At 61.1% G+C, this 12,559-nt stretch carries 11 protein-coding genes; 4 read left to right on the forward strand and 7 right to left on the reverse strand.

Features of this window, described 5'->3' with window-relative positions; genetic code table 11:
* Positions 1 to 17 precede the first annotated feature (17 nt).
* From purF to radA, 3 genes are all read right to left on the reverse strand, one after another.
* Positions 18 to 1,502 carry an amidophosphoribosyltransferase gene (gene purF, locus HGP12_RS22460; RefSeq protein WP_168842115.1) on the reverse strand — a complete coding sequence of 495 codons (1,485 nt, stop codon included), beginning with the start codon at positions 1,500 to 1,502 and terminating at the stop codon, positions 18 to 20.
* Between the two features lie 164 nt (positions 1,503 to 1,666).
* The gene (locus HGP12_RS22465) at positions 1,667 to 2,293 is read right to left on the reverse strand and encodes a CvpA family protein (protein ID WP_168842116.1); all 627 of its coding nucleotides are present in this window, start codon (positions 2,291 to 2,293) and stop codon (positions 1,667 to 1,669) included.
* Between the two features lie 91 nt (positions 2,294 to 2,384).
* Positions 2,385 to 3,788 carry a DNA repair protein RadA gene (gene radA, locus HGP12_RS22470; RefSeq protein WP_168842117.1) on the reverse strand — a complete coding sequence of 468 codons (1,404 nt, stop codon included), beginning with the start codon at positions 3,786 to 3,788 and terminating at the stop codon, positions 2,385 to 2,387.
* Positions 3,789 to 3,943: 155 nt separating this feature from the next.
* Here radA and HGP12_RS22475 point away from each other — a divergent pair, with 155 nt between their 5' ends.
* Positions 3,944 to 4,579: a LysE family translocator gene (locus HGP12_RS22475; RefSeq protein ID WP_168842118.1), complete on the forward strand. Its 636-nt coding sequence runs from the start codon at positions 3,944 to 3,946 to the stop codon at positions 4,577 to 4,579.
* A 2-nt stretch (positions 4,580 to 4,581) separates the two neighbouring features.
* Here HGP12_RS22475 and alr read toward each other — a convergent pair whose 3' ends face one another.
* Together alr and HGP12_RS22485 are read right to left on the reverse strand one after the other, a co-directional pair.
* Positions 4,582 to 5,745 (reverse strand): alanine racemase, encoded by a 1,164-nt coding sequence (gene alr, locus HGP12_RS22480; protein ID WP_168842119.1) that lies wholly within the window; start codon positions 5,743 to 5,745, stop codon positions 4,582 to 4,584.
* Between the two features lie 113 nt (positions 5,746 to 5,858).
* Positions 5,859 to 7,355, reverse strand: coding sequence for a replicative DNA helicase (locus HGP12_RS22485; RefSeq protein ID WP_168842120.1), 1,497 nt, complete (start codon positions 7,353 to 7,355; stop codon positions 5,859 to 5,861).
* Positions 7,356 to 7,704: 349 nt separating this feature from the next.
* Between HGP12_RS22485 and HGP12_RS22490 the strand changes: the two genes are divergently transcribed.
* Genes HGP12_RS22490 through HGP12_RS22500 form a run of 3 tightly spaced genes read left to right on the forward strand, consistent with a single transcriptional unit; the run spans position 7,705 to position 10,888 of the window.
* A complete protein-coding gene (locus HGP12_RS22490) occupies positions 7,705 to 8,148 on the forward strand; it encodes a MarR family winged helix-turn-helix transcriptional regulator (protein WP_168842121.1) in 444 nt (147 codons plus the stop codon).
* A gap of 8 nt (positions 8,149 to 8,156) precedes the next feature.
* Complete coding sequence (locus HGP12_RS22495; protein ID WP_168842122.1) at positions 8,157 to 9,803, forward strand: MFS transporter; 1,647 nt, start codon at positions 8,157 to 8,159, stop codon at positions 9,801 to 9,803.
* A gap of 17 nt (positions 9,804 to 9,820) precedes the next feature.
* Positions 9,821 to 10,888 (forward strand): HlyD family secretion protein, encoded by a 1,068-nt coding sequence (locus HGP12_RS22500; RefSeq protein WP_168842123.1) that lies wholly within the window; start codon positions 9,821 to 9,823, stop codon positions 10,886 to 10,888.
* Positions 10,889 to 10,979: 91 nt separating this feature from the next.
* On the opposite strand, the gene rplI is transcribed toward HGP12_RS22500, so the two are convergent.
* Together rplI and HGP12_RS22510 are read right to left on the reverse strand one after the other, a co-directional pair.
* A complete protein-coding gene (gene rplI, locus HGP12_RS22505) occupies positions 10,980 to 11,558 on the reverse strand; it encodes a 50S ribosomal protein L9 (RefSeq protein ID WP_168842124.1) in 579 nt (192 codons plus the stop codon).
* A 19-nt stretch (positions 11,559 to 11,577) separates the two neighbouring features.
* A complete protein-coding gene (locus tag HGP12_RS22510) occupies positions 11,578 to 12,558 on the reverse strand; it encodes a DUF2232 domain-containing protein (RefSeq protein ID WP_168842125.1) in 981 nt (326 codons plus the stop codon).
* Between the last annotated feature and the right edge of the window lies 1 nt (position 12,559).

The raw sequence follows: 12,559 nt of genomic DNA on the forward strand, positions 1-12,559 counted from the left end.
GTCAACCGTGGCTTACGTCAGCCGTTGCTGGCGAGAACGGAAAGCTTGCGCACATTGCTGGTGCTTTCCTTGTCGAGCAGGCGGGTCGGATAATCGCCGGTGAAATAGTGATCGGTGAACTGCGGCTGCGCATTGTCGCGCGGCTCGCCGCCGACGGCGCGATAAAGGCCGTCGATCGACAGGAATTCCAGCGAGTCCGCGCCGATGAAATCGCACATGGCCTTCAGGCTGCTGTACTGGTTGGCGAGCAGCTTATCGGCGTCCGGCGTGTCGATGCCGTAAAAATCCGGATGGAAGATCATCGGGCTGGCGACGCGGATATGCACCTCGCGGGCGCCGGCCTCGCGGATCATCTGCACGATCTTCACTGATGTCGTGCCGCGCACGATGGAATCGTCCACCAGCACGACCCGCTTGCCCTCGATGATGGCGCGGTTGGCGGAATGCTTGAGCTTGACGCCGAAGGCGCGGATCTGCTGTGTCGGCTCGATGAAGGTGCGCCCGACATAATGGTTGCGGATGATGCCGAGTTCGAAGGGAATGCCGCTTTCCTGCGCGTAGCCGATCGCCGCCGGCGTACCGCCGTCCGGCACCGGTACGACGACATCGGCCTCGATGGGAGCTTCCTTGGCGAGATTGATACCCATGTTCTTGCGGGCGACATAGACGTTGCGGCCGCCGACGACGGAATCGGGACGGGCGAAATAGACATATTCGAACAGGCAGAGCCGCTCGGGCGTCGGAGCGTCGGGCTTGCGGGCGTCGATGGTGATCGAGCCGTCGGGTTGGATCTCGCAGATGACGACCTCGCCGTTTTCGACGTCGCGGACGTATTTCGCGCCGATGATGTCGAGCGCGCAGGTTTCCGAGCAGAAGATCGGCTTGCCGTCGAGCTCACCCATGACCAGCGGCCGGATGCCGATCGGGTCTCGGGCGGAGATCAGCTTCGTGCGCGTCATGGCGAGCATCGAATAGCCGCCTTCCATCTGCCTGATGGCATCAATGAAGCGGTCGGAGGAGGAGGCCTGCTTGGAGCGGGCGATGAGATGCAGGACGACTTCCGTGTCCGAGGTCGACTGACAGATCGCGCCGTCGGCGATCAGCTGCCGGCGCATGGTCAGGCCATTGGTGAAATTGCCGTTATGAGCAATCGCGATGCCGCCGACTTCAAGCTCTGCAAACAGCGGCTGGACGTTGCGCAGGATCGTCTCACCCGTGGTCGAGTAGCGCACATGGCCCATGGAACGGTCGCCGGGCAGGCGGGCAAGCGTCGCGGGATCGGTGTAATGATCGCCGACGAGACCCATCCGTCGCTCGGAATGGAAGCGCTGGCCATCGAACGAAACGATGCCGGCCGCCTCCTGACCGCGATGCTGCAGGGCGTGCAGGCCAAGAGCCGTCAGCGCGGCCGCGTCCGGATGTCCCAGAATGCCGAAGACGCCGCATTCTTCATGCAGCGTATCGCCGTCGATATCGTCCTCGATGGAAACGGAATGGTTCATGGCTGCGGGCCTTTGCTCTCAACGTGGGCGGATCGGGGCGGCGTCACGAGTGACCATTAAAATAGCTTAAAATCCGGCCGGAAAAAATATCGGGCCGGATCTTCTATTGTCACGCCGCTCAAATGGCGATTCTCGGGCGGCAGGTCAAGCCTGTAAACGCACCGTCAATTGTTTGTCTGCGGCGCAGGCGCGTCATCCGACGGCGCGGTATCGTTCGGCGCGGCGTTTTCGCCACCTCCCTGCTGCTGCTGCTGCTGTTGCTGCTGGTTCGGCGCGATCTTGTTGATGATCTCCGGCGGCAGCATGGCCTGGACATTTTCAGGAAGCGCCGACTTCAGCTTTTCGACCATCGAATCCAGGAAGGGCTTGGACTTGGCGTTGTTGACCCAGTCCGGCCGGGCGGCGGGAGCCACCAGCCAGTTCCAGAAGGCCACGACGACGACCATTAAGAGCAGGCCGCGGGCCGCGCCGAAGAGGAAGCCGAGCGTCCGGTCGAGCGCGCCGATCCGGCTGTCGATGATGAAATCGGCAATCCGGATGGTGATGAAGGAAATGATGATCAGCGCCAGCAGGAAGATGACGGCGGCCGAGGCGATCGTCGCGATCTTGGTGTCGGCCTTGTATTGCAGGGCATAGGGAACGAGCAGCGGATAAAGATAGTAGGCCGCGACTGCGGAACCGCCCCAGCTGACGATCGATAGGATTTCGCGCGAAAAGCCGCGAACCATGGCCAAAACGGCGGAGAAGAGAAGAACGCCGATAACAATACCGTCGAAAATCGTAATGGGCATCTATAATCCACTTCAAGACTTGCCAAACCTTATGGTTGGCATCGGCCTCAATCATGAGCCTCTTCCTCGCCAAGAACGGCTGAAGTAAGGCTCAGTCTTCGTCTTCCGCGCGCTTGAGCGCGCCCTTCGATCCAGCAATGCGCGCCACCAGATCCGGCAGGCTGTCGATCTCACTCCAGCGTCCGCCGTTGACCTTCGGCAGGTCGGCGGAAGCGGCAGGCAGGACGGCCCCGGAAAATCCCAGCTTCTCGGCTTCCTTGAGGCGCTGGGCGGTGTGCGCAACCGGCCGGACGGCGCCCGACAGGCTGACTTCGCCGAAATAGACGCAATCGGCGGGCAGGGCAAGACCGGCCAAGGAGGAAACCAGTGCAGAAGCGACGGCAAGGTCCGCCGCCGGCTCGGAAATGCGATAACCGCCGGCAATATTGAGGTAAACATCGTGCTGGCCGAGGCGCACACCGCAATGCGCTTCCAGAACGGCGAGAATCATCGAGAGGCGTGCCGAATCCCAGCCGACGATAGCGCGACGCGGCGTGCCGAGCGATGTCGGCGCGACCAGCGCCTGCACTTCGACCAGCACCGGGCGCGTACCCTCGATGCCGGCGAAGACGGCCGCACCCGGCGATTTTTCGTTGCGTTCTCCAAGGAAGAGTTCGGATGGATTGGGCACGTCGCGCAGGCCGGCGTCGGACATTTCGAATACGCCGATCTCATCGGTCGGACCGAAGCGATTCTTCACGGTGCGCAGAATGCGGTAATGATGGCTGCGATCACCCTCGAAATAGAGGACGGCATCGACCATATGCTCGACGACGCGCGGCCCGGCAATCTGGCCGTCTTTGGTGACGTGGCCGACCAGCACCATCGCAGTACCCGTCTGCTTGGCGAAGCGGATCATCGCCTGGACGCCGGTGCGCACCTGCGTAACGGTGCCGGGCGCGGATTCGGCAAGCTCGCTCCACAGCGTCTGGATGGAATCGATGATGACGAGATCCGGCCGCTTGCCTTCCGCGAGCGTCGCCAGGATGTCCTCGACATTGGTTTCGGCCGCCAGCAGCACTTCGGTATCAGCCGCCTTCAGCCGCTGGGCGCGCAGGCGAACCTGTGCCACGGCTTCTTCGCCCGATACGTAAACGACCTTGTGTCCCTGCCGGGCGAGCGCTGCAGCCGCCTGCATCAGCAGCGTCGATTTGCCGATGCCGGGATCACCGCCGACGAGAACGGCCGAGCCGCGCACGAAACCGCCGCCGGTGGCGCGGTCGAGTTCGGATATGCCGGTATGGATGCGCGGCGCTTCCTCGATCTCGCCGGAAAGCGTCGTCAGCGTGACAGGCTTGCCCTTCCTCGGCGTCTTGGCCGGGCCGCCGCCGATCCCACCCAACGGATCTTCCTCGACGATGGTATTCCATGCGCCGCAGCTGTCGCACTTGCCGGCCCAGCGATTGTGGACCGTGCCGCAGTTCTGGCAAATGAATTGTGTGCGGGCTTTAGCCATCGGATGCTGTTCTCAAACTTCGAATGCTTCGCTTTTTCGCGACGAATCGCGATCGGCTGTCAGATAATGTCTTTCCCGGCCTATCAAAACTAATGATTTCCGTATCAACGATGATCGTGTCAGCTTTTATGCCGGGTTTTTATGGATGATCACCGATGTTCGACTATACGCTTGCTCACTGGATCGCGTTTCTGACTGCCGCAACGCTCCTTAACCTGTCGCCGGGGCCGGATATCGCCTTCATTCTCGGTCATACGATCAGAAGCGGCATGCGCTCGGGCTTTGCGGCTCTGTTTGGGATCTGGAGCGGCGCGTGCTTGCATGTGCTGATGGCCGCCGCCGGCCTGTCGGCGATCCTGGCCGCTTCCGCGCTGGCTTTCTCGACGGTCAAATGGATCGGTGCGGCCTATCTGATCTGGCTCGGCATCCAGGCGCTGCGCTCGAAGGGCGAGGGAGCCTGGATCAAGGAAGCGGGCAAGGCCTTGTCCTTTAGCCGCATCTATCGGCAAGGCATCATGGTCTCGCTGCTCAACCCGAAGGTCGCTATCTTTTTCCTGGCCTTCCTGCCGCAATTCGTCGTCGAAGGCGCCGGTCCGGTCTGGGCGCAGCTTTTGCTGCATGGCAGCCTCATCATCGTCGTCGCCGCCTTCATCGAACCGCCGCTCATCCTGCTCGGCGGTCGTCTGAGCGAGGCTCTCCGGCGCAATCGCAGCCTCGGCCTATGGCTCGACCGCGGTCTCGGCACGCTGTTCGTGGCGCTTGGGATTAGGCTCGCAATCGGTGTTCGCTGAGGCTATTCCTCGGTCTCTTCCGAGATATACCGCCGCTCGTGCCGCAGCCCCATGCTCGTCAGCATCTCGTAACCGATCGTGCCTGCCGCCTTTGCGGCCTCGTCGACCGAGATGTTGCTGCCGAAGAGCTCGACATAGTCGCCGGCTCTGGCCAGGTTTTCCGGCAGGTCGGTGATGTCGAAGATGGTGAGGTCCATGGTGATGCGGCCGGCAACGGGCACCTTGTGACCGGCAATGAAGCCATGACCGCCGGCAATGCCGGTCTGGCGCAGCGGAACGCCGCCGCTCGACTGGCTGCGCATGTAGCCGTCGGCATAGCCTGCCGAGACGATCGCCAGCCGGCTGTCGCGGGTCAATTGAAGCGCGCGGCCGTACCCCACGGTTTCGCCTGATTTGACCGAGCGGGTCTGGATGATCCGCGCCTCCGCCGTCGCAACCGGACGCATCGGATTGGCCAGGCCTGGGACCGCCTCGCCGCCATAGGTGGCGATGCCGGGGCGAGTGAGATCGAAATGATAGTCCGATCCGAGAAAAATGCCGGCCGAATTGGCGAGGCTCGCTTCGATGCCTTCGAAAGCGGCGCTGACCTTGCGGAAGGCCTCGAGCTGCTGCCTGTTCATCGCATTGGAGGGATCGTCGCCACAGGCAAGATGGCTCATGACGAGAACCGGCGCAAAGCTTGCCGGACGAGAGACGTCATCGGCAAGCGCGATTGCATCGTCCATCGGCAGGCCGAGCCTATTGAAGCCCGTATCGACCTGCAGGGCGCAAGGATAGTCGCCATGTTCCGCCAGAACCGACATCCAGAAGGTCAGTTGTTCCTCCGAAGCGATGACGGGCACGAGGTCGTTTTCGAAGAACCGCCGCTCCATGCCCGGCCAGATGCCGCTCAGCACGAAGATGCGCGCTTCCGGAGCATAGAGCCGCAATGTCGCGCCTTCGTCGGCGGTGGCGACAAAGAAATCGCGCGCGCCGGCAGCGTAAAGCGTTTCGCCGACATCCTCGATCCCCAGCCCGTATGCATCGGCCTTGACGACGGCTGACGTGCGCGCCTTCCCCGAGCGGCGGGCCAACTCGCGCCAGTTTTCGACGAGTGCGCCGAGATCGACCGTCAGCCGCAGGCCGGCGAAAGCAAAAGCATCATCGTCATTGAAAATATCTGTCATGGAGCCGCCTGAACAAGGAAATGGCCGGAGGTGATTTTGCTCCGGCCAGGATACTGGTCATCGATGAAAAGAAAAAGTGCTGCGGCGCACATGTGCGCCGCAAAGCGCGGTCGTCAGTGTTCCTCATACTGAATGAAGGAGGAATCGGCGAGATCGGCAAAGCGGGTGAATTCCGACTGGAAGGCGAGGCGCACCGTGCCCGTCGGTCCGTGGCGCTGCTTGGCGATGATGACGTCGGCCGTGCCCTTCACGCGCTCGAACTGTGCTTCCCATTCCGCATATTTCGGATCGTTCACATCGCGTGGTTCGGCGTTCTTCACATAGTATTCCTCGCGGAACACGAAGAGCACCACGTCGGCGTCCTGCTCGATCGAGCCGGATTCACGCAGATCGGAGAGCTGCGGCCGCTTGTCTTCGCGGCTTTCGACGGCACGCGAGAGCTGGGAGAGCGCAACGATCGGAACGTTGAGCTCCTTGCCGAGGGCTTTCAGGCCCGTGGTGATTTCGGTGATTTCCTGAACGCGGTTTTCCCCGGCCTTCTTGGAGCCGGTCATCAGCTGGACGTAGTCGACGACGAGAACGTCGAGGCCGCGCTGGCGCTTGAGTCGGCGGGCGCGGGCGGCAAGCTGGGCGATGGAGATACCACCGGTCTGGTCGATATAGAGCGGCACCTTCTGCATCATCATCGAGCATGCCACCAGCTTCTCGAAATCGGCGTCGTTGATGTCGCCGCGGCGGATCTTTGACGAGGAGACTTCCGTCTGCTCCGAGATGATACGGGTCGCGAGCTGTTCGGACGACATTTCCAGCGAGTAGAAGCCGACGACGCCGCCGTTCTTTGCCTTGGTGGAACCGTCCGCCTGAACCTCGCCTTCGAAGGAGGCGGCGATATTGTAGGCGATGTTGGTGGCAAGCGAGGTCTTGCCCATGCCGGGGCGGCCGGCAAGGATGATCAAGTCGGAGCGCTGCAGGCCGCCCATCTTGCTGTCGAGCGAATGGATGCCCGTGGATATGCCCGAAAGACCGCCGTCGCGCTCCTTGGCAACGGCCGCCATGTCGATCGCGAGCGCGACGGCATCGTTGAACGCCTGGAAACCGCCATCGTAGCGGCCGTTTTCAGCGAGTTCGAACAATCGGCGCTCGGTATCCTCGATCTGCGTCTGCGGCGGCATGTCGAGCGGCGCGTCGTAGGCGATATTGACCATGTCTTCGCCGATGGTGATCAGCGCCCGGCGCAGCGCCAGGTCGTAGATGGCCCGGCCGTAGTCCTCCGCATTGATGATCGACACGGCTTCGACGGCGAGACGTGCAAGATATTGGGCGACCGTCATGTCGCCGACCTTTTCCTCCGCCGGCAGGAAGTTCTTGATGGTGACCGGGTTGGCGGTCTTGCCCATGCGGATGATGTCGCCGGCGACCTCGAAGATCTTCCGGTGCAGCGGCTCGTAAAGATGAATGGGCTTGAGGAAGTCGGAGACGCGGTAATAGGCATCGTTATTGACGAGGATGGCGCCGAGAAGAGCCTGTTCCGCTTCGATATTGTTGGGCGCTTCGCGATAGTGCTGTTCGGCGGGAGCAATGGCGGCGAGCTTGCGCGCAGCTTCGTTCATTTTCCATCTCTTCGTACTTTAGGGTGTCGACTGGTTTGCGACGATCCGATGTCATGGTCAACCAAGCAAATGCGCAGGGCAGGGCGAACGGAATAAATCGGCCTTGGCTATCAACATTGTTCCACTCGTCCACAGGGACAAGTTTCCGCCACTTAAAAAATCCCTTGTCGCCACTTTGCAACGCAAAGATCGACACACGAATCACGTAGCAAACTATCTGTGGGGAATATTTTAGCCGGGTCTTTCGCCGTGTACATCAATTGTTGCGGCTATCATGCTTGAAAAGCTACGGAAATCCGGTTATTCCCTATTAATTAGGGTAGGATGCTAATAGTATAAAGTTGCAATAATGTCCGGTGCGCCATCAAGACAAGAGTTTTTCGACGACCTTTCTGCATTCAATCGCAAGCTGAGGGCGGCCTTTGACGCGCTCGTTCGCGAACACGGCATGACTCTTTCCCGCGCCAGGGTTTTTCGCAAACTCTCCCGTCGGGACGGCATCAACCAACGGGAACTCGCCGACGAACTGGAGCTTGAAACGCCGACGCTCGTGCGCATCCTCGATGCTATGGAGGCGCAGAACTTCATCGAGCGCCGTGCCGCCCTGGCGGATCGCCGCGCCAAGCAGATCTTCATGACCGAAGCTGGAAAACTCGTCGCCGCCGAGGTCGAGGCCCTTGCCACCGGCGTGCGCGCGGATATCTTGGAAGGCATTTCGGACGAGGATGTCGGCGTGGCGCTCAAGGTTGTCCGCGCCATGACGGCGAACCTCCAGAATGTGGGCAAATCATGAGGTAGTGCATGAGCGGTGATCCGGGCCTGGTCGCCAACGCGGAAGCCAACGCCGTCCCACCCGCTCCACCGCCTATGCCGGGCTGGAAAGTGCCGCTCTATATTGCGGCATCCGTCATGTTCTTTCTGACCCAGGGCCTGGGTCTCAATCTCGCTTTCGCCAATCTGACCCAGATCCAGGGAACCATCGCGGCAACGACCACCGAATCCGCATGGCTTTCCGCCGCCTATATGGCGCCCAATGTCAGCCTCGCCATCGCGCTCGTAAAGATCCGCCTGCAATACGGCGTGCGCAATTTCGCCGAGGTCAGCATTCTCGGCTTCGTGCTTGCCTCGCTGCTCAATCTTTTCGTTTCCGACCTGCATTCGGCGATCGTCGTCCGGTTCCTCAGCGGCATCGCCGCAGCGCCGCTTTCGACGCTGGGCTTCCTCTACATGCTGGAGGCCTTCGAGCCGGCGAAGAAGATGACGATCGGCGTCAGCCTGGCGATGATGAATACGCTGCTTGCCGCTCCCATCACCCGCCTCGTCTCGCCTTCGCTGCTGGATTACGGCGAATGGCGCGGCCTCTATACGCTTGAGATGGCGCTGGCGCTGCTCGTCATGCCGATCATCTATCTCTTGCCGCTTACGCCGCCGCCGCGCGTCAAGGTCATCGTCTTAGGCGATATCTTCAGCTACCTGCTTGTCGCGATCGGCTTCGGCTGCCTGGCGGTCGCCCTATCGGTCGGGCGCCTCTACTGGTGGCTGGAAGTGCCGTGGCTGGGGGTCGTATTGGCGATTGCCGTCGCGTCCCTGACCGTCGCCATCGTCGTCGAGCTGAGGCGATCGACGCCGCTGATCGACGTTCGCTGGCTGCTCCGCCCGGAAATTCTGCACCTGACGGCGATCCTTCTGATCTTCCGCCTCATCGCCGCCGAGCAGACCTCGGTCATCATGACCTTTTATCAGAACGCCGTCGGACTGCTCTACGATCAGCTCGCAACGCTCTACTGGATCATTCTGGCCTTCTCCATCATCGGCGGCCTCATCTGTACGGTATTCATGAGTTATGGCTTCAGCTGGCAGATCCAGTTCGTCGCGCTCATACTGATGGGAACCGGGGCGCTGATGGATTCGCAGGTGACGAACCTTACCCGACCGGAACAGATGTATCTCAGCCAGGCGCTGATGGCGGGCGGCGCGGCCCTGTTCCTGCCGCCTTCCATGTCTCAGGGTTTCAAGGCGGCCATAACCAAAGGGCCGCCTTATCTGGTGACCTTCTTTGTCGTCTTCACCTTCACGCAGAGTGTCGGCGGTCTCATCGGCTCGGCCTTCTACGGCACGCTGATCACCATTCGCGAGAAGTTCCATTCGGCCGTTCTGACCGAACGTGTGCTGCTGACCGATCCGCATGTAGCTGATCGCGTCAGCCGGCTTTCGTCTTCCTATGGCAAGGTGATCGGGGATAGCGCGCTCCTGAAGGGGGAAGGGCTGGCGCTGCTCGGCGCCCAGGTGAGCCGCGAGGCTAATATGCTCGCCTATGGAGATGCCTTCTTCCTTGCCGCCGTAATCGCCTTCCTGTCGCTTGCCGGCCTCTCAATCCATGTCTTCTTCCGCTTCATCAGGGCTCGCCTGGCCGACGATCGGGCTGAGGTCGTGACATCTAACTCATGAGGATATGAAATAGCTCCATGTCGAGGCTCGTTCGCTCCCCCATCGAAGTCATCGCGGTTCTCGCCGGCATCGGCGGCGTCATGCTGGTGCTCTATGCCTGGCATCTGCCGCCATTCAAAACCTCCGTCGAAACCACCGACGACGCCTATGTCAAAGGCTATGTCACGACGATCAGCCCCCAGGTCAGCGGCTATGTCACCGACGTGCCGATCAAGGACTACAAGCTCGTCAAGGAGGGCGACGTGCTCGCCCAGATCGACGATCGCATCTACAAGCAGAAGGTGGCGCAGGCGCACGCGACACTTGCCGGACAGAAGGCGGCGCTCGCCAATTCGCAGCAGCAGGAGCAGGCGGCGAAGGCCGGCATCGTTTCAAGCCAGGCGCAGATCGATAGCGCCAATGCAGCGCTCAAGCGCGCCCAGCTTGCCGCCGATCGCGTGACGACGCTGGTCGCCAGGGGCGTATCGACGACAAGTGATTCCGAACAGGCCCAGGCGACGCTGCAGCAGGCCCAGGCCGCGCTGAACCAGGCGAAGGCAGCCCTTGATGTATCCCAGCAGAACCTGACGACCATCATTGTCAACCGTGCATCGCTCGAAGCCGGTGTCAGCGGGGCTGAGGCTGCCGTGCAGCTTGCCGATATCGATCTGGACAATACGACGATCAGGGCGCCGCAGGATGGCCGTGTCGGCGAAGTCGGTGTGCGCCTCGGCCAATATGTGACCCCCGGTACACAGCTCATGGGGCTGGTGCCGAAGGATGTCTGGGTCATCGCCAATTTCAAGGAGACGCAGCTCGACGGCATGAAGCTCGATCAGCCCGCCACCATCGCTGTCGATGCGCTCGGTCATCGCCAGATCAACGGCCGCATCCAGCGCTTCTCTCCGGCGGCGGGTTCCGAATTCGCCGTCATCAGGCCAGACAACGCCACGGGCAATTTTACCAAGGTTGCCCAGCGTATCGGGGTCAGGATCAAGATCGAAGACGGCCAATCCCTGACGGATAATCTGGCGCCCGGCATGTCCGTCGTCGTCTCGATCGACAAGGAGTCGGCTCCATTGCCGGAGCCCAAGACCAGCGATTGATCGAAAGGTGCGCTTTGTCCTTTCAAACAAAAAAAAACCTGGGCCGAAAGACCCAGGCTTCTTCATTCGCAATCCTGCGAAGGCTTGAAGATCAAGCTTCGTCTTCAGCGTTGCCGTCGGCTTCCGGATCGAAGAAGTCTTCCGGACGCAGCGCGTCTTCGTCAACGCCGTAGATGGCGTCGGCGGAGGTGAGGGTTTCGCCCTTGGACTGACGCTCGGCTTCTTCGGCGGAGCGGGCAACGTTGAGCTTGACCGTGATCTCGACTTCAGCATGAAGTCCGATCGCAACATCGTGCAGGCCGATGGCCTTGATCGGCGTGTTCATGTGAACCTGGCTGCGGCCGACGTTGAAGCCTTCGGCGGCGAGGATTTCGACGACGTCACGAGCCGCGACCGAACCGTAGAGCTGGCCGGTTTCGCCAGCCGAGCGAACGACGATGAAGGACTTGCCGCCGAGAACGTCGGCAACCTTCTGGGCTTCGCTCTTGCGCTCGAGGTTACGGGCTTCGAGCGTTGCGCGCTCGGCTTCGAAACGAGCCTTGTTGGCGGCGTTGGCGCGCAGCGCCTTGCCGAGCGGCAGCAGGTAGTTACGGGCAAAGCCGTCGCGAACCTTGACGGTTTCGCCCATCTGGCCGAGCTTGGAGATGCGTTCGAGAAGAATGACTTCCATTTTCTTGTTCCTTTCGATGTCAGATTTTCGTGTCTGTTGTTTTGGGTGTATCGGCATTCTTGTTCGGGGTCAGCGATATCGCCTTGCGGGTATCGTAGAGGCCGAGAACAAGGATGATGAGGAGTGGCAACGTCAGCAGGAATGACGTCAGATAGCAAAGGACAAGCACGGGTATGCGCCAGTCCTTGCCGCGCGTCTGGTAGTGCAGCGACGCAAAGCCGGAAGTGATGAAGCCGGCACCGAAAGCGCCGAGGACGGCGGCGGCGATCAGGCCAATCACACCGCCAAAGAACATGGCGACGATCGCCACGAGAAAGACGAAGATCGCGTTGCGATTCATGCGCAGTGACGAGGGGATATCCTCCCGTGGGCGCAGACTGTGCTTTGAAGCTGCAACGATGCGGATTGCCACGTAATAGGCAGCGAGCAGCATCATGACCCAGATGACCCCCCAGGCGATCGGGATCATGTAGAGCATCAGCGACTTCATCTTTGCGATCGCGACCGGATCGAGCTGAAGGTCGGGAGATTGCTGGTTCACCGCGTTGAGATAGGCGTCGACCACCTGGCCGACCAGATCGGCATTGTAGCCCATGACCGCGCCGGCGATGATGACGGTTACTGCCGTGAGGCCGCAGAGATGCAGCATAATGTCGGAGAGCGGATACCAGGCCATCAGGTGGTCCGGGCCGCCGAGCTCGGAAGCCGGACGCGCCAGATTGGCGAGATGGCTGAGCCAGGCCGGTATCAGCGTCAGTACGAGTGTAAACACTCCAAAATATATCGACTGCCAGACGGCGCCGATGACACTTGCCACCACGACAGCGACAATGACGGCCACGTTGCCCCAGCCGAGACCGACGATCAGGATAGGGAGGGCGGAAAGCGCGCCGAACAGGATAAACAGCAAAGGCTGAGTAGTCGCGCCATACACGAGTAGGGCGGCGGTCAGACCGGCGAGCGCGCCGATACCAAGCTCTTTTGCATTCAACTTCTTCACG

Source organism: Rhizobium sp. P28RR-XV (assembly GCF_012641385.1).
Taxonomy (GTDB): Bacteria; Pseudomonadota; Alphaproteobacteria; order Rhizobiales; family Rhizobiaceae; genus Rhizobium.

Coding starts and splice junctions, on each gene's coding strand:
- purF (WP_168842115.1), bottom strand. CDS start 1,502: ATGAACCATTCCGTTTCCATCGAGGACGATATCGACGGCGATACGCTG.
- HGP12_RS22465 (WP_168842116.1), bottom strand. CDS start 2,293: ATGCCCATTACGATTTTCGACGGTATTGTTATCGGCGTTCTTCTCTTC.
- radA (WP_168842117.1), bottom strand. CDS start 3,788: ATGGCTAAAGCCCGCACACAATTCATTTGCCAGAACTGCGGCACGGTC.
- HGP12_RS22475 (WP_168842118.1), top strand. CDS start 3,944: ATGTTCGACTATACGCTTGCTCACTGGATCGCGTTTCTGACTGCCGCA.
- alr (WP_168842119.1), bottom strand. CDS start 5,745: ATGACAGATATTTTCAATGACGATGATGCTTTTGCTTTCGCCGGCCTG.
- HGP12_RS22485 (WP_168842120.1), bottom strand. CDS start 7,355: ATGAACGAAGCTGCGCGCAAGCTCGCCGCCATTGCTCCCGCCGAACAG.
- HGP12_RS22490 (WP_168842121.1), top strand. CDS start 7,705: ATGTCCGGTGCGCCATCAAGACAAGAGTTTTTCGACGACCTTTCTGCA.
- HGP12_RS22495 (WP_168842122.1), top strand. CDS start 8,157: ATGAGCGGTGATCCGGGCCTGGTCGCCAACGCGGAAGCCAACGCCGTC.
- HGP12_RS22500 (WP_168842123.1), top strand. CDS start 9,821: ATGTCGAGGCTCGTTCGCTCCCCCATCGAAGTCATCGCGGTTCTCGCC.
- rplI (WP_168842124.1), bottom strand. CDS start 11,558: ATGGAAGTCATTCTTCTCGAACGCATCTCCAAGCTCGGCCAGATGGGC.